The following is a 19,388-nucleotide window of genomic DNA, read 5'->3' as shown; positions in this document are numbered from 1 at the left end:
GTGCTGAAAACCCTGCCGAACATCATCACCGTCCTGCGCATCGTGCTGGCCATTGGCGGCGCCTGGGCCCTGTGGCAATCCTATTTCTGGTCGGTCGACTACAATGTCCCGCTCTGGCTGGGTGATGCCTCGGTCGCCGCCCGCTCACTGGGCGCCTTTGCCATCGCCGCCTTCATTGTTGCTGCCATCAGCGACTGGCTGGATGGCTGGCTTGCCCGGCGCCTGTCGGCGGAATCCCGCCTGGGTTCGGTGCTCGACCCGATCGCCGACAAACTGCTCGTCGATGCCTATCTGCTGGTCTACACGATGATCCTGGGCAGCCCGGTCGAGCTGGCCGTGCCGGTCGCCGCCATCGTGCTGCGCGACGCCGTCATCACACTCACGCGCATGGTGGGCCGCGGCGGGCCGGAGCCGGCCCTGCCCGTTTCCGCCTCGGCCAAACTGAAGACCGCCATCGCCATGGTCGTGACGGCCTTTCCCCTCATCGCGGCCATCGCCGGCATCCATACCGTGCTGTGGGTGGTGGAAGGCTGGATCATCGCCGTCTGGCTGACCGCAGCCATGAGCCTGGCGACCGGGCTGGGCTATCTGCGCCGCAAGCCGCAGGCCTGAACTTGAGCCGCGCGGCGGCACAGGTCATTCTGGGCCGGACACAGATCAGGAGACGGCATGGCGGAGCTGGCCGGTGGTGATGCCCATATTCTCGTCGTCGACGATGACGACCGGATCAGGACCCTTCTCAAGCGCTACCTCCAGGAACGCGGCTTCCGCGTCTCCACGGCGCCGAATGCCGCCAAGGCCCTGTCGACACTGAACTCTCTCGCCTTCGACCTTCTGGTGCTGGATGTGATGATGCCAGGCATGAACGGGTTCGAGATGACCGAAGCCGTGCGCCTGCGGGGTGATACACCCATCATGCTGCTCACAGCGCGCGGCGAGGCCGAGGACCGCATCAAGGGTCTGTCGCTGGGCGCGGACGATTATCTCGCCAAACCCTTCGAGCCGGAAGAACTGGTCCTGCGGATCAATGCCATCCTGCGGCGGGCCCGGCCGGTGACGGCGGCGATCCGGCAGGTCGCGTTCGGCGACTGGCATTTCGATATCGGCCGGGAAAGCCTGAGCCGGCGCGGCGAGCCGGTCCGGCTGACGGGCGGCGAAGCAGCCCTGCTGGCCGCACTGGCGGCGTCGGCCGGACAAACCGTTTCGCGGCTCTCCCTGTCCGAGCGCACCGGCGGCGGCGAACGTGCTGTCGACGTCCAGGTCACACGGCTGCGGCGCAAAATCGAGTCCGACCCCAAGGAACCGCTCCACCTGCAGACCGTCCGCGGCGAAGGCTATCGCCTCGTGGCCGATCCGATCTTCGAGGACTGAGCCTCGTGGAGAAGCGGCTTTTTCAACTCGGTCTCCGCCCTCCCCCTTCTCCCCGGGGAGAAGGTGCCCGAAGGGCGGATGAGGGGGACATCCCAGCATCGCCAAGAAAGGCGCTGACCGCGCTTTCCCCCTCTCCCCGGCCCTCTCCCAAGGGAGAGGGAGGGCTGAGCCGCGACTGTGCAGACTATCCGGCCGGGGTGACGAAGAAAGGCGCTCCAGCATGGGACTGATGCGCCGTTATCTGCCCAAGGGACTGTTTGCCCGTACCCTTCTGATCATCGTCCTGCCGGTGGCGCTGATGCAGGTCGCCGTGGCTTGGTCGTTTTTCGAGGAACACTGGGAGACCGTCACCAGCCGCCTGTCCGAAGGCGTGGCCGGCGATATTGCCATGATGACGGCGCTTTACGAATCCGACCAGGAAACGTCCGCTGCCTTCGAGCGCCATGCCGAAATGGCCTATGAGACGATGCGGCTTTCGGTCGATTTCCGCCCCGGCGAGACCCTGCCCACCTCGCGGCGCTCTTCCTTCTTCCGCACGCTGGACCGCACGCTGCGCAGCGCGCTTTCGGCCCAGATCGACAATGATTTCTGGTTCGATACCACGCGCTATCCCAGCTATGTCGATGTGCGGGTTGAGGTCGAGGGCGGCGTTTTGCGCTATATCGCCCTGCGCGAACGGGTGTTTGCCACCACGGGGCATATCTTCCTGTTGTGGATCATCGGCGCGACGACGCTTTTGACGGCCGTCTCGATCGTCTTCATCCGCAACCAGGTCAAGCCGATCCGCCGCCTCGCCGACGCGGCGGAACAATTCGGCCGCGGCCAGGATGTCGATCATTTCCGTCCGGCCGGCGCGACCGAGGTGCGTCAGGCCGCCCATGCCTTCCTGGAAATGCGGGCCCGTATCCGCCGCCACCTCGAACAGCGCACCGCGCTGCTGGCCGGGGTCAGCCATGACCTGCGCACGCCGCTCACCCGGCTGAAACTGCAGCTGGCCCTCATGCCGGCAAGCCCCGAGCGTGAAGACGCCAAGAAGGATATCGCGGAGATGGAGGAGATGCTGGACGAGTATCTCGACTTCGCCCGCGGCCAGGCGAGCGAGGAGACGGCCCGCAGCGACCTGGTCGAACTGGCCCGCGAAACCGTGGATGCCGCAGTACGACAGGGCGGGGATATCGAGTTTCTCGCCGATGGCGCCATCGAAAGCGATATCCGGGCCGGCACGGTGAAACGCTCGCTCGCCAATCTGATCTCGAACGCCCTCGCCTTCGGCAAGAAAGCGCGCGTCACCGTGCGGCGCGCCGGGTCACGGGTCGAGATCGTGGTCGAGGATGACGGTCCGGGCATTCCGCCGGACCAGTATGAAGAGGCACTCAAACCCTTCAACCGGCTGGATGAGAGCCGCAACCAGAACCGCAAGGGGGTCGGCCTCGGCCTCGCCATCGCCCGCGACGTCGCCCGCAATCATGGCGGCGACATCCGCCTGGGCGAAAGCGAGCTGGGCGGATTGAAGGCTGTGATCAGCCTGCCGGGCTAACCGGTTCCGACCGGTTGAGACGCCCTAGCGCTCGCGGCCGCCATTGCCGCTATTGGCGGCGAGTTGGCGGGAGCGGCGCTCGGCTGCGGCAACGGCCTGGCGGACAAGCTCGGGCAGTCCGCCGCCACCGCCCATCAACACATCGAGCGCAGCCTGGGTTGTGCCCCCGACCGGCGTGACAGCCCGGCGCAATTCCTGCGGCGACTTCTTGGACGAGGCGAGCAGCGCACCGGCGCCCACGATCGTTTCGCGCGCCAGGCGTTCGGCCAAGTCCCGCGGCAGGCCTTCAGCAACGCCGGCGCCTGCAAGGGCTTCGGCGAGCAGGAAGACATAGGCCGGACCGGCACCGGACACGGCACCGACCGCGCCGATCAGGCGTTCGTCATGCACCCATTCCACACTGCCTGCGCCCTTGAGCAGGCGCGTGATTTCCGCTTCCAGCGCATCACCGGCCTCATTCGCCACGCACACCGTCACCCCGGCCCCGATTTCCGAGGCGGTATTGGGAATGGCGCGCATGATCGGCCGGTCGCCAAAGGCCAGTGCCAAGCGGTTCAGCGACACCCCGGCAATGGTGGAGAGCAGCGCGGTATCGTCACGCATGACCTGGTTGAGATGAGCCGCGACAGTGTCGGCGACCTGCACCTTGATAGCCAGAACGACAAGATCGGCCCGCTCGGCCTGTTCAAGGCTCAGCGCTTCGCTGATCGTGAAATCGTGCTTCTCGGCAAGATTCTGGATCATCTCGCCCGGCGCGGGGTCGACCACGATGAGGTTTTCGGCTGCGACCTTGGCGCGCTTGCCACCACGCAGCCAGGCGGCGGCCAGGGCCCCGCCCATATGACCCCCGCCGATAAGGGCAATCTTTTCAATCTTTGACATGGTGCGCCTCAGGCCTCACCTGCCGTTTCGAACATGGCGGCCGCGGCCGCCTCCTCGACATTCTTTCCGCCCCAAACCAGGAAGTGAAAGGCCGGATAGAAACGCTCGCCCGCTTCGCGCGCGGCCGAAATCATCGCGGCGGCCTGCGCCGGCGACACGGTCTCGCCATTGGGCAGGGACAGGGCGTGGCGATAGACGATCGAGCTGTCCTCGAACCAGACATCGAAATGGCCCAGCCACAATTTCTCGTTCAGGCGCGCCACCAGTTCGCAGACATCGCGGAACTTGTTGGTCGGCACTTTCAGGTCGAGGCTGGCGCAGATGTGCAGCGCCTCGAGCTCTTCACGCCAGGCAAACCAGATCTGGTGATCGCGCCAGGCACCGGAAGCCGTCAGATGCAGCTCGCCCATCTCGTCGCGATCATAAGGATACTGCTCGGCAATAACCGCCTGTTCGACCGCGTCGAGCGGGTCGGTGACAGAGGGTGCGAATTCATCTGACAGGAGGTCCATGGAGTACGTTCCTTCGTCTGCGCTGCGAGTCACACCGTGCATGGACGGTATGACCGCGCTGCGTCAGGCGCAATAAAAAGCGGCGTGTGCGGCCGTGTCAGTTCGTGGATTTCGGCGCGCGGGCCTTCGTGGCCGGCTTCTTCGCGCGACTGGCCGCCTTCGGCTTGGCCGGCGTTTCCAGCGCCTCGATACGGGCTTTCAGCGCGTCGATCTCGGCGCGCGAATCGTCGAGTGCTGCCTTCACGGCATCGAATTCCTCGCGGCTGACCAGATCCATGTCGGCAATCATGCTGTCCGCCCGCGCCCGGAAAACGGCGCGTGCCTCCTCGCCCATCGCCTGTGCGGCGCCGAAGGCGTCGGTCATCAGATCGGCAAAATCATTCAGAAGCGGGTTGCGCGTTTGCATCAAAGAAAGCCATTAGAGTGACGAACGGCCACCTATATGCGGCCCATGGCGGAAAAGCGCAACGCGCCCATCCGTCACATCTGCATGTGCCACCCGCAACCCGCTGAGTCATTCATGGAATTCTGTCCGCCCAGCTTCGACCTGATCGACCCCATCCTGTTCACAATCGGTCCGTTCGACCTGTTCGGCATGGAATTGCGCTTCGATCTGCGCTGGTACGCCCTGGCCTATATCGCCGGCCTTCTGCTCGGCTGGCGCTACATGATCGCCCTCGCCCGGCGGCCGCAGATCTGGCATCCCGCCGGCACGAAGAAGCCCAAGCCCCCGTTCACGGAAACCCAGGTGGACGATCTTCTGATCTGGGCCACGCTCGGCGTCATCGTCGGCGGACGGCTGGGCTATGTGATCTTCTACATGCCCGACATGATCTGGGAGCGCCCGCAGGACATCATCTTCGGCATCACCGATGGCGGCATGGCCTTCCATGGCGGGCTGATCGGTGTGTCGCTGGCGCTCTTCATTTTCGCCCGCCGGGAAAAGCTGGACCTGATGCGCATCGCCGATGCGGCGGCCGTGGTAACCCCGATCGGGCTCCTGTTCGGCCGGCTGGCCAACTTCATCAATGGCGAGCTGTGGGGCCGTCCGACCGATCTGCCCTGGGGCATGCGCTTTGCCACCGACCCCTTGTGCACGCCACGTCATCCCAGCCAGCTCTATGAAGCGGCGCTGGAAGGCCTGGCCCTGTTTGTCATCGTCAACATCGCGACCTGGAAATTCCGCTCGCTGGAGAAGCCGGGCCTCAATGCCGGTCTCTTCCTGTTGAGCTATGGCCTGTTCCGCGCCCTGCTGGAGACCGTGCGCGAGCCGGATGCGCACATGCCCGAAGCCCTGCGCGGCTATGTCACCATGGGCATGCTGCTCTCCCTGCCGATGATCGCAGCGGGCGTCTGGCTGATCCACCGCGCCCTCAAACCCGCCCCTGCCGCCAGGGCCTGAGCCATGATCGCCGACCGCCTGCGTGACCGGATCCGCCAGACGGGCCCGATGTCCATCGCCGCCTTCATGACCGAAGCGCTGTTCGATCCAAGGGACGGCTATTACGCCACCAAGGACCCGATCGGCGCCGGGGCAGATTTCATCACCGCGCCGGAAATCAGTCAGATGTTCGGCGAGCTGATGGGGTTGTGGGCGGCGCAGTCCTGGATGGATATGGGTAAGCCTGCCACCATCCAGCTCGTCGAGCTGGGCCCCGGCCGCGGCACGATGATGGCCGATGCGCTGCGCGCCGCGCGCACCGTGCCCGGCTTCATGGAGGCCGCCCATGTGGTGCTGATCGAAGCATCGGCCGCTCTGAAAGCCGTGCAGGCACAGACGCTGGGCCCGACCGGCGCGCAGATCCGCTGGGTCGACCGGCTGGAGAGCGTGCCGGCGGGACCGGCCATCGTGCTGGGCAATGAATTTCTCGACTGTTTGCCCGTGCGTCAGGCCATCCGCCGCGGCGATGACTGGCATGAACGCATGATCGGGCTGGACGATAATCAGGCCTTCGTTTTCGTGCTCGGCCCGCCATTGGGTGCCGATGCGGATCTCATTCCCGACCGCCTGCGCGATGCGCCCAAGGACAGCCTGGCCGAGCTGCGGCCGGGCGACCGGCAGGTCGTCGATGCGCTGGCCGCCCGCTTTGCCGAAACGCCGGGCCGCGCGCTTTTCATCGACTATGGCCCCGCCCTCAGCGAGACCGGCGATACGCTGCAGGCGGTCAAGGCTCATAAGAAAGTACCGCCGCTGGACGCCCCGGGTACGGCCGACCTCACTGCCCGTGTTGATTTCGAGAGCCTCGCTGCTGCCGCCCGCGCTGCGGGACTGGCCGTCAGCGGTCCGGTGACCCAGGGCGATTTTCTTGTCGGGCTGGGGCTGGAGGCCCGTGCTGCCGCGCTGTGCCAGGCCGCGCCCGACAAGCGCACAATCTTCGCCCGCCAGGTCTGGCGGCTGACCGATCCGGAACAGATGGGCACGCTGTTCAAACTCGTCTGCCTCGATGCAGACGGCCTGCCGGCGCCGCCGGGATTCACCGCACGCTGATCATTTCAGCTTCAATCCCGGGCGAGCGTCTGTTAATCAGCGCGCGAGTGTGACTGCCGGGGACCACCAGCCATGAAACTGATGTCGGGAACGGCCAATCGCGAGTTGGCCAGAGCGATTGCCGATTATCTGGATGCGCCCCTGTGCGCGAGCGAGATCGAACGCTTCGCCGACGGCGAGATCTTCGTGCGGATCGACGAGAATGTGCGGGGCGAAGACGTCTTCGTCATCCAGTCGACCTCCTCGCCGGCCAATGACCATCTGATGGAGCTGCTGATCTGCATCGACGCGCTGGTGCGTGCGAGTGCGCGGCGGATTACGGCGGTCATTCCCTATTTCGGCTATGCCCGGCAGGACCGCAAGACAGGCGGCCGCACGCCGATCTCCGCCAAGCTGGTCGCCAATCTTATCGCCAAGGCCGGCGCCGATCGCGTGCTGACGGTCGATCTGCATGCCGGCCAGATCCAGGGCTTTTTCGACATCCCGACCGACAACCTCTTCGCCACCAAGGTGATGGAAGACGACATCCGCCGCCGCTACCAGACCGACAATCTGCTGATCGTCTCGCCGGATGTCGGCGGCGTGGTGCGCGCCCGCGCGCTGGCCAAGCTGCTCGATGCCGAGATCGCCATCGTCGACAAGCGCCGCCCCAAGGCCGGCGTCGCCGAAGTGATGAACATCATCGGTGAGGTCGAAGGCCGCCGCTGTATCCTGTTCGACGACATGTGCGATTCGGGCGGCACGCTGGTCAACGCCGCCGACGCGCTGCTGGCGAAGGGCGCGACCGAGGTGTCCGCCTATGTCACCCACGGTGTTCTGTCCAAGGACGCCCAGGGCCGGGTGGCCAAGTCGCAGCTGCGCGAACTGGTCGTCACCGACTCGATTCTCGAACCGCCGAATTCCACCCAGACCGAAAAGGTGCGCCGCCTCTCCGTCGCCCCGTTGCTCGGCGAAGCGATCCGCCGGATCGCCAATGACGAGTCGGTCTCCAAGCTGTTCGACTGAACCGCGCGCGTTTGCTGACTCTTCCCTGCCGTCGCGGTTGCGCGGCGCCTGTGGATCGGTTATAGCCCGCCGCTCGAAATAACACTGTGGCACGAGGCCATGACAGATCGCCGCCCGCCCTGATCCGGCTGGAGGCGGCGTTTGCATTTAAGGAACAGGACCGATGAGCTCCAACATCGTTCTCAACGTCGACGTTCGTGAAGGCACCGGCAAGGGCGCAGCCCGCGCGGCGCGGCGTGAAGATCTGGTCCCGGGCGTCCTCTATGGCGGCGACCAGGATCCGGTTTCCATCAACCTGCGCGGCAACGAGATCCGCAAGGCTCTGCTGACCGGCCAGTTCATCTCCCACATGATGGAGCTGGAGCACGAAGGCAAGCGCCAGAAGGTCATCGCCCGCGACATCCAATTCCATCCGGTCTCCGACGCCCCGATGCATGTCGACCTGTTCCGCGTGAACGAGAAGACCCGCATCGACGTGGAAGTCAGCGTCCACTTCGTCAATGAAGAAATGTCCCCGGGCCTCAAGCGCGGCGGTGTGCTGAACGTGGTCCGTCACGTGGTCGAGCTGAACTGCCCGGCCGGCGCGATCCCGGAAGCCATCGAAGCCGATCTGAGCGGCCTGGATATCGGCGACTCCATCCACATCTCGGCCATTCCGCTGCCGAAAGGTGTGAAGTCGACCATCACCGACCGTGACTTCACCGTCGCCACCCTGCAGGGTTCGCGCGCCGTGCTGACGCCGGAAACGGACGAAGACGCGGATACCCCGGCCGAACCGGAAGTCATCAACCAGAAGAGCGACGACGAGTAATCACTCGCCGCGACATTTCTGGAGCGTACAATCAGCGAAGCCGGGCCCGGCTTCGCTGATTTCATATCCGGCCTGCGCAATGACGGGAGCAGACGCCGATGATGATCCTCGCCGGCCTCGGCAATTACGAACCGAAATACCTGCGCAACCGCCACAATGTCGGCTTCATGGCGCTGGACGTGATCGCCAATGCCTGGAGCGCCGGCCCCTGGCGCAAGCGCTTCCAGAGCCAGGCCTGCGAACTGGTGATCGGCTCGCAGAAACTGCTCCTGCTCAAGCCGCAGACCTTCTACAATAATGCCGGACACGCCGTCGGCGAGGCCGCGAACTTCTACAAGGTCGCGCCGGAGAATGTCGTCGTCTTCCATGACGAGCTGGACCTGGCACCCGGCAAGTTCCGCATGAAGACCGGCGGCGGTGCGGCCGGCAATAACGGCATCAAGTCGATCACCGCCCAGATCGGTCCGGACTTCCGCCGCGCCCGCATCGGCATCGGCCATCCGGGCGATAAGGGCCGGGTCACCGGCTATGTCCTGTCAGACTTCGTCAAGGCCGAGGAAGACTGGCTGATCGACCTCCTCGACGCCATCGCCGACAGTCTCGACCTCCTGGCCAAAGGCGAATTCGACGCCTTCCAGACCCGCGTGACGCACAAGGCGCCCGCACCGGAGCCGATCAAGCGCGGCCGGCCGGACGATGCCTAGGCCCCACTGACACGACAGTCGACCCCGCGGCCCATTCTTCTTATAAGGCGCGCTCGGACCAGCAAGGGACATCCATCATGGGATTCAAATGCGGCATCGTCGGTCTGCCGAATGTCGGCAAGTCGACCCTGTTCAACGCCCTCACCCAGACGGCGGCGGCGCAGGCGGCGAATTATCCCTTCTGCACGATCGAGCCGAATGTCGGCGATGTGGCCGTGCCGGAACCGCGCCTGAAAAAGCTGGCCGAGATCGCCGGGTCCAGGGAAGTCATCCCGGCGCGTATGAATTTCGTCGATATCGCGGGCCTTGTGGCCGGCGCATCCAAGGGCGAAGGCCTGGGCAACCAGTTCCTCGCGAATATCCGCGAAACCGACGCCATCGCCTATGTGCTGCGCTGTTTCGACGATGACGATGTCACCCATGTCGCCAACAAGATCGACCCGCTCGCCGATCTGGAAACGGTCGAGACCGAGCTGATGCTGGCCGACCTGGAAAGCCTGGAAAAGCGCCGCGCCAATCTGGAAAAGAAGGCGAAGACCGGCGACAAGGAATCCAAGGCCGCCCTGTCCCTGATCGACCTGGCGCTGGAGCAGCTGAACAATGGCCGCCCGGCGCGCTTTGCCGAAGTGCCCAAGGAAGAGCGCAAGGCCTGGCGCGGCCTGCAGCTGCTGACCACCAAGCCGGTCCTGTTCATCGCCAATGTCGATGAAGACTCCGCCGCCACCGGCAATGCCTATTCCGAACTCGTCTTCAAGCGCGCCGAGGAAGAAGGCGCCGAAGCGGTCGTGATCTCGGCCAAGATCGAGAGTGAGCTGGCCCTGCTGGAAGACGAGGAGCGAGAGGAATATCTCGACACGCTCGGCCTGGAAGAGGCCGGCCTCGATCGCCTCATCCACACCGGCTACAAGCTTCTGGACCTGCAGACCTATTTCACGGTCGGCCCCAAGGAAGCGCGCGCCTGGACAATCCGTGAAGGCTGGACCGCACCACAGGCCGCCGGCGTCATCCACGGCGATTTCGAGAAGGGCTTTATCCGCGCGGAGACGATCCCCTACGAGGATTTCGTTGCCTGCGGCGGGGAAAGCGCAGCCAAGGAAGCCGGCAAGATGCGGGCGGAAGGCAAGGAATACATCGTCAAGGATGGCGATGTGATGCATTTCCGCTTCAACGTCTGATCTGCGTCAGACCACCGCATCGCAATCGGACGCCGCGCTGCTTAAGTGACCCGTCATGTCTGCGAACTATTCTCTCCGAGCCACCGAGGCCCGCGAGGCGGCCCGCGCTGAAGCGGCCGCCATGGGCATCACCGCCCAGACCGTCTCCGATCTGGTCGATACCTTCTACGGACATGTCCGTGCCGATGCGGATCTCGGTCCGATCTTCGAGAAGGCGATCGGCGACACGTGGGAGCCGCATCTGGACACGATGAAACGCTTCTGGTCTGCCATCGTCTTCCATGATGGCGGCTATTCCGGACGGCCCATGCCGGCGCATATGAAACTGAAGCCGGATATCGCGCCGGAGCACTTTGCCCGCTGGCTCGGCCTGTTCGAACAGACGCTTGACGAGATCGGCGCCAGCGAGGCCGCCAAGGCCGCCTTCCTTGATCGCGCCAACCGGATCGCCAAGAGCTTCCAGCTGCAGCTTTTCTATTCGCCATACGAATAAGCCGGTCAGACATGCATGCGCACGACTTGCACTTTCAGGCCGCAAGTCGCATGTGAAGGGGAGCGCTGTTCTGCGCCCGATCCCCGGAGACCGCCATGACTTCACCGAAACGCCCGGCGGGCGAGACGCTGCCGCTTCCGCTGTTCGAACTCGTTGCGCTCCTGGTGGCGATGACCTCCGTCGTGGCCCTGGCGATCGACATGATGCTGCCGGCGCTGGACGATATTGCCGGCGATCTCGGCGTGGCGCAGGCCAATGACCAGCAATTCGTGATCACCAGCTATCTGGCCGGCTTCGGTGCGGCGCAGCTGTTCTACGGCCCGCTGTCGGACCGGTTCGGCCGCAAGCCGGTGATCATCTGGTCGCTCGTCTTCTTCATCCTGATGACGATTGTCTGTACCGCCTCGCCCTCCTACAGCCTGCTGCTGGTTGCCCGTTTCTTCCAGGGCGCAGCGGCCGCGGCCTGCCGCGTAATCGGCGTGGCCATCGCGCGCGACCTCACCTCCGGCCGGCGGATGGCCGAGGTGATGTCGATGGTGATGACCGCCTTCATGGCCGTGCCGGTACTGGCCCCGACGCTGGGCCAGGTCATACTGACCTTCGCCCCCTGGCGCTGGATTTTCGGCTTCCTGATCCTGTTCGGCATCGGCCTGATCGCCTGGCTGCAGCTGCGCCTGCCGGAAACCCTGCATCCGGAATACCGGGTACCGTTGCGCCTGAAGTCGACGATATCGACTTTCATGGAGACCACCCGTCACCGGCTGATGGTCGGGTATACGCTGGCGGCCATGCCCTTCTTCGGCGGGCTCTACGGTTTCCTGGGCACGTCGCAACAGGTCTTCGTCGACCATTTCGGCCTGTCCGACGCGCATTTTCCCCTCGCTTTCGCGGCGATTGCCGGCGGGATCGGCGTGACCAGCTATGCCAATTCCCGGCTGGTGATGCGGGTGGGGCAGCGCCGCCTGTCGCACGGCGCCCTCGTCGCCTTCACCGTGATCAGCATCGCGCACACGATCATCCTGATGTCCGGCGTCGACAATCTCTATGTCTTCCTCGTTCTGCTCGCCTCGGCGATGGCTTTCATGGGGCTGATCGCGGCCAATTTCTCGGCCCTGGCGATGGAGCCGGTCGGCCATATCGCCGGTACGGCCTCGGCCGCCTACGGCTTCGTGACGGGCGTGGTGGGCGCGGCGATCGGCGGCTATATCGGGTATTTGTACAATGGCACGCCGGTGCCGCTCATAGCCGGCCAGGCGGTGATGTCGGCCATCGCGCTGGTGATTGTCTACATCACCGAGCGCCGCAAGCTGTTTGCAGTGGTCGAGGACTGGGAAGACTAGCCCTGCCCTCTCTTGCCGGTCATTCTGGGCGGCAAGAGGGAGGACATCCATGTCATTCGAGACCATCCGCTATGCCGTCGACGAGCAGATAGCGACGATCACGCTGCACAGGCCGCACCGGCTGAACGCCTTCACCCTGGAAATGGGTGAGGAGATCATCGCCGCCTTTGACGAAGCCGATGCCGACGACAATGTCCGCGCCGTCATTGTCACCGGCGAGCCCCCGGCTTTCTGTGCCGGGGCAGACCTCTCGACCGGCGCCGATACGTTCAACCGGGTCGCCGACGAGACCCAGAGCGGGGAGTTCGATCCGGAAGACCCCAAATGGCGCGACAAGGGCGGCAAGCTGAACCTGCGGATCTGGGACAGCGTCAAGCCGGTGATCGGCGCCATCAATGGCGCAGCGGTCGGAATCGGCGCGACGATGATCCTGCCGATGGATATCCGGCTGGCCTCGATGGAGGCGAAATTCGCCTATCCCTTCGCCAAGCGCGGCATTGTCTGGGATGGCTGTGCCAGCTGGTTCCTGCCGCGCGTGGTCGGGATTTCCACCGCGATGGACTGGGGCCTGACCGGGCGGACCTTCAACGCGGCCGAAGCTTTCGAGAGCGGGCTTGTGGCCCGGGTCGTGCCGGCGGCAGACCTGATGGCCGAAGCGCGCGAGCGGGCCCGCCTGATTGCCGACAAGTGTGCCCCGGTCTCGGTTTCACTGATGCGCCGCATGGCTTGGCGGATGCTGGGCTCGGGGCATCCGATGGATGCCCACCGGATCGAGACCCAGGGCATTCTGCACGCCGGCATGGGCGCCGACGCCAAGGAAGGCGTCATGTCCTTCCTGGAAAAGCGCCAACCGGACTTCCCGCTGCGCGTCTCCGAAGACATGCCGCCCTGGTATCCCTGGTGGGATGAGGGCGAGGACGCCTACTGATCGAGCAGCAGCGTGCCTTCGGCGACCTTCACGGCATCGCCGCCGATCATCAGCTCGGTCAGCCGCCCGGCTTCGATACGCAGGCGCAGGCGGATATGGCTGGGCCGGCCCATCTCGACGCCCTGGTAGAGGCTGACGGAGTGTTCGCCGTCGCCCAGGCCCGCCTGTTCGGCGATCAGGCCGGCGAAGGCCGCCGCTGCGCTGCCCGTCGCCGGGTCTTCGAGCAGGCCGAGATGCGGAGCGAACATGCGCATGCGCCAGTCCGTCGTGTGCTCGGTCTCGCTCGCCTTGACCACGCAGAGCACGCCCTCTTCGAACAGGTCCGACAAGGCTGCCAGGTCGAGCGCAATCGACTGCAGCGCGGCGGCGTTCCGCAGCGGCACCACGGCGTAGGGAACACCCGCCGTCCACACACCGCCCGTCACGGCGGTGTCCATCAGATCACCGGGCTTCAATCCCAGGCTCTCGGCGATCCGTGCGAAGTCAGGCAATTCGCCGACCCGTTCGGGCAGGCGCGGTGAAAAGAAGCGGGCGGAGCCGTGCTGCGGCCCGTTGCAGCGGCCGTCAGCCGTGACATCGCCCACGGTTTCCTCCAGCACGAAGCGGCGCACATCGCCCGCTTTCGCACCGCTTTCCAGCGTCAGCGCGACGGTCGCGCCCACGGTCGGGTGACCGGCGAAAGGCAGTTCGGTTTTGGGCGTGAAGATCCGCAGGCCCCAGTCGGCATCCCGGCCCCGCGGCTCGGAGATGAAGACGGTCTCGGAGAGGTTGAACTCGGCGGCGATGGCCTGCATCGCCGGTTCGTCCAGATCGTCTGCACCGAACACCACAGCGAGTGGATTTCCCGCCAGTTGGTGCTCCGTAAAGACATCATAGATGTGATACCGGTGTGACATAATGCATCCCCTAATTCTTCAAGCGGTAGCCGGTACGGAACATCCACCAGGCAATCGCCAGGCACGCCAGGAAGAAGCCGAGGATCGCCACGAGGCTGATCCCGACATCGACATCGGACACGCCGTAGAAGCTCCAGCGGAAACCGGAGATCAGATAGACGACCGGATTGAACAGGGTGACCGTCTGCCAGAAGGGCGGCAGGACGGAAATCGAATAGAAACTGCCGCCCAGGAAGGTCAGCGGCGTGACGATCAGCATCGGGACGATGTTCAACTGTTCGAAATTGTCCGCCCATATCCCGATGATGAAGCCGAACAGCGAGAAGGTCACCGAGGTCAGCACCAGGAAGGCCAGCATCGCCAGCGGATGTTGCACCTCCAGCGGCACGAAGAAGGCGGCCGTTGCCAGCACCAGTACGCCGAGAATGAGCGATTTGGTCGCCGCCGCTCCGACATAGCCGATGACGATCTCGAAGGCGGAGATGGGTGCGGAGAGGATTTCGTAGACCGTGCCGGTGAATTTGGGGAAATAGATACCGATGGCGGCGTTGGAGACGCTCTGCATCAGGATCATCATCATCACCAGGCCCGGCACGATGAAGGCGCCATAGCCGACCCCGTCAATCTCTTCGATACGCGAGCCGATGGCCGCGCCGAAGACGACGAAATACAGCGAGGTGGAGATCACCGGCGCCAGCACTGACTGCATCAGCGTGCGGCCGGTGCGGGCCATCTCGGCGTGGTAGATGGTTGCGATTGCGCGGAAATTCATCACTTGCCCCCCACCAGGCCGACGAAGATCTCCTCAAGGGAGCTCTGGCTGGTTTCCAGGTCGCGCACGGACAGGCCGGCCTCGTTGAGGCGGGCCAGCAGCGTGGTGATGCCGGTGCGTTCGGCCTGGGTGTCATAGTCGAAATGCAGCGCCGTACCGTCGGCCGCCAGTGCCAGCCCGTCGGCCTTCAACGCCTCGGGCAGTTCGCTCAGCGGTTCCGCCAGCTGCAGGGTGAGACGCTTCTGCCCCATCTTGTGCATCAGCGTGCCGGTCTCCTCGACCACGACGATCTCGCCCTTGTTGATCACCCCCACGCGGTCGGCCATCTGCTCGGCCTCCTCGATATAGTGGGTGGTGAGAATGATGGTCACGCCGCGTTCGCGCAGCCGGCCGATCACCTGCCACATGCTCTGGCGCAGCTCGACATCGACGCCCGCCGTCGGCTCGTCGAGGAAGAGGATGTCGGGTTCGTGGGCGAGCGCCTTGGCGATCATCACCCGGCGCTTCATGCCGCCGGACAGAGCGCGGATCTCCGAATCCTTCTTGTCCCACAGCGACAGGTCTTTCAGCACCTGTTCGACATAGGCCGGGTCCGGCGCCTTGCCGAACAGGCCGCGCGAGAACGACACGGCCGCCTTCACCGTACCGAACATGTCGATCGACATCTCCTGCGGCACCAGGCCGATGCGCGAGCGCGTCTCGCGGAAATCGCGCAGGATGTCGTGACCGTCGACGGTGACGCTGCCGGTCGTCGGCGTGACGAGGCCGCAGATAATACCGATCATCGTCGTCTTGCCGGCCCCGTTCGGGCCCAGAAGGGCAAAGATCTCGCCCTTCCCGATTTCAAGATCGACAGTTTTGAGCGCGGTAAATCCGTCCTGATAGGTCTTCGAGAGACCCGAAATGGATATGATTGAAGACATGCGGAAAGGCGCCTTCCGGACAAGGGAGGCCAAAATGGCGTGGAGCGCCTAAGTTGGGGAGATGCGGAAGCGTTTCAAGCCTGAGCGCCAAGAAAACCGTTTGCGGCTGTTCATAACCGGGTAGTCGGCGCGAAAATGCCTCAGCCCACACCTTGCCGGCATTGCCTATCCCGCGGCCGCCTCAACCAGATAGCCAGGTGATCGGCCCCGAGCGTACGCCGAAGGCAGCGGCCGCGCGGGACGAGCGCCGGCAGACTCACACCCACTGGTTGATTGTGATATACGAGCAACTGGAAAGATGCCAATTCACCACCTCTGCCCAGCGGGGGCGGCGAAAGCATGCCGCTTTGGGGAGAGGCAACATGCCGAATAAAAGCGAAACGCCAGCACACGAAGACTATCGAGCCATAATCGCTGCAAACATAACCCACAAAATGATCTGGATGGTGCTTGGTTCGATGTTTGTTTTTTTCCTTGTGTACACAACATCTGTCGTTTGGCGCCTGTCTCAGCCCGGAAATGTCGACCTGGGCTGGCTTGGAAATTTTAGTCAGCCTGCCCACAGTGGCGACATCCCTTCCTTGCAACTGCCTGCTGGAACCATCATCGCCGTCAACTCCAGCCCGCAAGAACCTTGCCCCGGCCCAATGTGGTCGCTGTACGAACCTGCGGTCGGCCGCTTTCTGGTTGGTGCCGGGATCCCGCCTGACGATCAGTCAAGAACGAACCAGGTGAGAGCCGGGCAGTTCGGCGGCACCCAGGAGGTCGTGCTTACGCAAGATCAGATGCCGCGGCACCAGCACGAGACCATGCTCGCCACGAACAGCGACGAGTATCTGCCATGGGGCGGAGCGGATGGTGGGGACGAACTGGGCATAGGTGCGGGTGGTACCCGTTCGCGCAGAATCCTGTCCGGCTTCGCCGGGCGCGGACAACCGCATGACAATGTGCCGCCCTATATCGGCGTGCACTTTTGTGTCCTGGTCGAGACTCCGCCGGTCTAGGATCACAAGATGCGCGGCAATCGAGGCCGCTGGCTGACTACGCCCCCCTTCAACACCCGTATCGGCCAGCCCCCAATCAACGCGCGAGGGACCGGACCAAAGAGTTTCCCCGAGCGTGAGCGCGTGTTGACGCCACTCAGCGTCAGGTATTTGCGTGCGCACCGAGCAGCTTGGCCGTTGGCGTAGTCGTCACAGCGCGGATCGTGAACGACCCAGCCGGGCTTCGAGCGCGAGGCCTCCTCCTCCCCATCTTTCCAATCCTTCACATCGCGGGTTCTTGCCGCTGACGCTTGCTCCGGATATGTGATGTTATCACATTTCGTATCGGAGGGGCATGTGAAGAGTTTCCTGTATCGTACCGGATCCGTGGCGGCGCTGGCTGTCATGCTGGCCGGCGGGGCCCTGGCGCAGACGGGCCGTGAGGCCAATGACCAGGCCGTTGAGGACGCCGATGTCGTCGTGGTCACCGGCACCCGGACCGAGCGCGCGCTGATGGATGCGCCGGTTGCGCTCACCGTCCAGGATTTCGACGCGCTCAATGCGCGCGGCTTCACCTATGGCACGGACGAGTTCCGCGGCGTGCCCGGCGTCTATTTCCGCCGCGGCGAAGGCGATGGCGATGAATTCCCCTTCATCTCCATCCGCGGCGTCACCGGCAATCACGGCAATGACACCTTCCTCGCCATGGTCGACGGCATTCCCTTTGTGGGGCCGGACGAGGAAGTCCTGTTGTTCGAAATCCCCTATGCCGCGGTCAGCCGCGCCGAGATCGTGCGGGGACCGGTCTCGGCCCTCTACGGCCGCGGCGCGATCGCCGGCGCGGTGAACTACATCACCCGTGCGCCCCGCGAGAATGGCCAGAGCGTCGCCCTGTCCATTGGCAGCGACGACTTCTATCGCGCCAATTTCACCCTGGAACGCACCGGCGCGGCCGGCTCGCTGCTCGCCTCGGCAACGCATGAGAGCTTCGAAGGCTGGCGGGAGAACAGCGCACGGACGGCGTCCAACCTCTTCCTGCGGGCCGAGACCGAGCTTTCGCCGCAGACGGATTTCACCGGCTATCTCAACTATTTCGACCGCGACGCGGAAGTGCCCAGCACGATCCCGACCCTGCCGGACGGACAGCTGGTCGACGTAACGGGCGGTCACAGCGCCTTTCTGGGCTATGGCAATCCGAGCAATAACCTGACCGGCTGGATGCTGGCCGGGCGTCTGACGCATCGCGTTTCCGACGATCTGGATCTTACCCTGCGCACCCAGTATCGCACCTATGACGGACGCGCGGACCTGAACTTCTACGACTATTTCGAGTTCGATCCCGCCAATTCCATCATGGGCATCAATGGTTTCGACTCGCCCAACCAATCGGATGTCTTCTTCGCCGAAGCCACCGCCAACTGGCGCACGGGGCGGCATTCCATCGTCGCCGGCATCAGTGCCGAGCACGCCACCCAGGACGAGCGCGATATCTGGTACGGCCAGAACGGGTTCGATTTTGCCTGCGGGTTCAAGTTCTACGCCGTGTTGATCGACTATTCGACCGGCGAGGTGACCAATGGCGATCATCCCTGTTTCGTACGCGAGACACGGGCAGCCGCCGACACAACGAACCAGTTCTACGGCGTGTTCGTTCAGGACGAGATCGAGCTGGACGCCCGCTGGACCCTGACGCTGGGCGGCCGGTATGACTGGTTCGACCGCGAGACCCGGTTCGCGATCGTCGACAGCCAGCCCGCCGACCTCGTTGCCGAAGGCGATGCGGGCGCTTTCTCGCCCAAGGCCTCGCTCGATTATGATTACGGCCCGGGCCTGCTCTATGCCAGCTATGGCCGCGGCTTCAATTCCAATTTCGGCCCGATCTGGCAGTGGAACCCCTCGCAGTACGACCGGATCGAGCGGCCCACCACGATCGACAGCTATGAGCTTGGCTGGAAGGGCGAGGCCTTCGATGGCGGCCTCTCCTGGGAGACGGCAATCTTCTATCTGGAACAACAGGACCGCCGCGCCTTTGTCAGCAATCCCGATCCCAGCGGTCCGCCCACCCTGGCAACCACGGGCCAGCAATATTCCAGCCGCGGCGTCGAAGCCTCGGTCACCTGGCGGCCCGGCCCGGACACGGCGATCATGGTCAATTACACCCATCTCGACCCCGAATGGGACACCTTCATCGTCGACGGTTTCGGAGGGGCGGTCGACCTGTCTGGTACGACCCCGCAGGGTGTGGCGGAGAACATTGTCTATGCCGAGATCAACCATCAGCCGGCCGACTGGCTCAGCCTGACCGCGTCCTATGAATGGTATGACGATTACTTCGTCACCGCCGACAACAGTGTGAGCGGCGGCGCTTTCAGCCTGCTCAACGCCTCGGCCCGCATCGCGCTGCCGCGCGAGGGCATGGGGATCGACCTGTCGGTCACCAACCTTCTGGACGAGGACTATGTCTATCTGTTCGGCGGGTCGCGCACCGCTGCCACAAATGCGACGCCCGGCACGCCCCGGCAGGTTCGCGCCACGTTGAGGGCGGCCTTCTAGAGGCCGCCCGGGGAG

20 protein-coding genes are annotated in these 19,388 nt (G+C 64.4%); 14 read left to right on the top strand and 6 right to left on the bottom strand.

Annotation, left to right across the window (positions count from 1 at the left end; genetic code table 11):
- The 3 genes from ACXAJV_RS05010 to ACXAJV_RS05000 all read left to right on the top strand — a co-directional run bounded on the left by ACXAJV_RS05010 (position 1) and on the right by ACXAJV_RS05000 (position 2,908).
- Entirely contained in the window at positions 1-612 is a 612-nt protein-coding gene (locus tag ACXAJV_RS05010; RefSeq protein ID WP_475082615.1) for a CDP-alcohol phosphatidyltransferase family protein, read from the top strand.
- A 57-nt stretch (positions 613-669) separates the two neighbouring features.
- Positions 670-1,371: a response regulator gene (locus ACXAJV_RS05005; RefSeq protein WP_475082612.1), complete on the top strand. Its 702-nt coding sequence runs from the start codon at positions 670-672 to the stop codon at positions 1,369-1,371.
- Between the two features lie 220 nt (positions 1,372-1,591).
- Positions 1,592-2,908, top strand: coding sequence for an ATP-binding protein (locus ACXAJV_RS05000; RefSeq protein WP_475082609.1), 1,317 nt, complete (start codon positions 1,592-1,594; stop codon positions 2,906-2,908).
- A gap of 24 nt (positions 2,909-2,932) precedes the next feature.
- Here the strand turns inward: ACXAJV_RS05000 and proC are convergent, their stop codons facing one another.
- The 3 genes from proC to ACXAJV_RS04985 all read right to left on the bottom strand — a co-directional run bounded on the left by proC (position 2,933) and on the right by ACXAJV_RS04985 (position 4,708).
- Positions 2,933-3,790, bottom strand: a complete 858-nt coding sequence (gene proC, locus ACXAJV_RS04995; RefSeq protein ID WP_475082607.1) for a pyrroline-5-carboxylate reductase — start codon at positions 3,788-3,790, stop codon at positions 2,933-2,935.
- Between the two features lie 8 nt (positions 3,791-3,798).
- Positions 3,799-4,302 (bottom strand): type III secretion system chaperone family protein, encoded by a 504-nt coding sequence (locus ACXAJV_RS04990; RefSeq protein WP_475082605.1) that lies wholly within the window; start codon positions 4,300-4,302, stop codon positions 3,799-3,801.
- Between the two features lie 97 nt (positions 4,303-4,399).
- Positions 4,400-4,708 carry an accessory factor UbiK family protein gene (locus ACXAJV_RS04985; protein ID WP_475082604.1) on the bottom strand — a complete coding sequence of 103 codons (309 nt, stop codon included), beginning with the start codon at positions 4,706-4,708 and terminating at the stop codon, positions 4,400-4,402.
- A 114-nt stretch (positions 4,709-4,822) separates the two neighbouring features.
- Here ACXAJV_RS04985 and lgt point away from each other — a divergent pair, with 114 nt between their 5' ends.
- From lgt to ACXAJV_RS04940, 9 genes are all read left to right on the top strand, one after another.
- Positions 4,823-5,704, top strand: coding sequence for a prolipoprotein diacylglyceryl transferase (gene lgt, locus ACXAJV_RS04980; RefSeq protein ID WP_475082601.1), 882 nt, complete (start codon positions 4,823-4,825; stop codon positions 5,702-5,704).
- Positions 5,705-5,707: 3 nt separating this feature from the next.
- A complete protein-coding gene (locus ACXAJV_RS04975) occupies positions 5,708-6,790 on the top strand; it encodes a class I SAM-dependent methyltransferase (RefSeq protein ID WP_475082599.1) in 1,083 nt (360 codons plus the stop codon).
- A 72-nt stretch (positions 6,791-6,862) separates the two neighbouring features.
- A complete protein-coding gene (locus ACXAJV_RS04970) occupies positions 6,863-7,795 on the top strand; it encodes a ribose-phosphate pyrophosphokinase (protein ID WP_271185746.1) in 933 nt (310 codons plus the stop codon).
- A 163-nt stretch (positions 7,796-7,958) separates the two neighbouring features.
- Complete coding sequence (locus ACXAJV_RS04965) at positions 7,959-8,606, top strand: 50S ribosomal protein L25/general stress protein Ctc (RefSeq protein WP_475082595.1); 648 nt, start codon at positions 7,959-7,961, stop codon at positions 8,604-8,606.
- 98 nt (positions 8,607-8,704) lie between these two features.
- Positions 8,705-9,310 carry an aminoacyl-tRNA hydrolase gene (gene pth, locus ACXAJV_RS04960; RefSeq protein WP_475082593.1) on the top strand — a complete coding sequence of 202 codons (606 nt, stop codon included), beginning with the start codon at positions 8,705-8,707 and terminating at the stop codon, positions 9,308-9,310.
- A gap of 77 nt (positions 9,311-9,387) precedes the next feature.
- Positions 9,388-10,485, top strand: coding sequence for a redox-regulated ATPase YchF (gene ychF, locus ACXAJV_RS04955; protein ID WP_475082591.1), 1,098 nt, complete (start codon positions 9,388-9,390; stop codon positions 10,483-10,485).
- A 55-nt stretch (positions 10,486-10,540) separates the two neighbouring features.
- Complete coding sequence (locus ACXAJV_RS04950; protein ID WP_475082590.1) at positions 10,541-10,978, top strand: group III truncated hemoglobin; 438 nt, start codon at positions 10,541-10,543, stop codon at positions 10,976-10,978.
- Between the two features lie 95 nt (positions 10,979-11,073).
- Positions 11,074-12,318 (top strand): multidrug effflux MFS transporter, encoded by a 1,245-nt coding sequence (locus ACXAJV_RS04945; RefSeq protein ID WP_475082588.1) that lies wholly within the window; start codon positions 11,074-11,076, stop codon positions 12,316-12,318.
- 49 nt (positions 12,319-12,367) lie between these two features.
- Positions 12,368-13,246 carry an enoyl-CoA hydratase-related protein gene (locus ACXAJV_RS04940; protein ID WP_475082586.1) on the top strand — a complete coding sequence of 293 codons (879 nt, stop codon included), beginning with the start codon at positions 12,368-12,370 and terminating at the stop codon, positions 13,244-13,246.
- On the opposite strand, the gene ACXAJV_RS04935 is transcribed toward ACXAJV_RS04940, so the two are convergent.
- The 3 genes from ACXAJV_RS04935 to ACXAJV_RS04925 are packed head-to-tail and all read right to left on the bottom strand — an operon-like array spanning position 13,240 to position 15,837.
- Positions 13,240-14,142, bottom strand: coding sequence for a PhzF family phenazine biosynthesis protein (locus ACXAJV_RS04935; RefSeq protein ID WP_475082584.1), 903 nt, complete (start codon positions 14,140-14,142; stop codon positions 13,240-13,242). The two genes, ACXAJV_RS04940 and ACXAJV_RS04935, sit on opposite strands and share 7 nt — an antisense overlap.
- A 10-nt stretch (positions 14,143-14,152) precedes the next feature.
- The gene (locus tag ACXAJV_RS04930) at positions 14,153-14,914 is read right to left on the bottom strand and encodes an ABC transporter permease (protein WP_475082583.1); all 762 of its coding nucleotides are present in this window, start codon (positions 14,912-14,914) and stop codon (positions 14,153-14,155) included.
- Positions 14,914-15,837 carry an ABC transporter ATP-binding protein gene (locus ACXAJV_RS04925; RefSeq protein ID WP_475082581.1) on the bottom strand — a complete coding sequence of 308 codons (924 nt, stop codon included), beginning with the start codon at positions 15,835-15,837 and terminating at the stop codon, positions 14,914-14,916. Before ACXAJV_RS04925 ends, ACXAJV_RS04930 begins: the two co-directional genes overlap by 1 nt.
- Before the next feature lie 362 nt (positions 15,838-16,199).
- Between ACXAJV_RS04925 and ACXAJV_RS04920 the strand changes: the two genes are divergently transcribed.
- Both ACXAJV_RS04920 and ACXAJV_RS04915 read left to right on the top strand, forming a co-directional pair.
- Positions 16,200-16,841, top strand: a complete 642-nt coding sequence (locus tag ACXAJV_RS04920) for a phage baseplate protein (protein ID WP_475082579.1) — start codon at positions 16,200-16,202, stop codon at positions 16,839-16,841.
- A gap of 336 nt (positions 16,842-17,177) precedes the next feature.
- The gene (locus tag ACXAJV_RS04915) at positions 17,178-19,373 is read left to right on the top strand and encodes a TonB-dependent receptor (protein WP_475082577.1); all 2,196 of its coding nucleotides are present in this window, start codon (positions 17,178-17,180) and stop codon (positions 19,371-19,373) included.
- The last annotated feature ends 15 nt before the right edge of the window (positions 19,374-19,388 follow it).

Source organism: Maricaulis sp. ABE4_448, assembly GCF_056160825.1.
The sequence above is the reverse complement of the archived record's forward strand: the minus strand, read 5'-3'. Positions and strand labels throughout refer to the sequence as shown.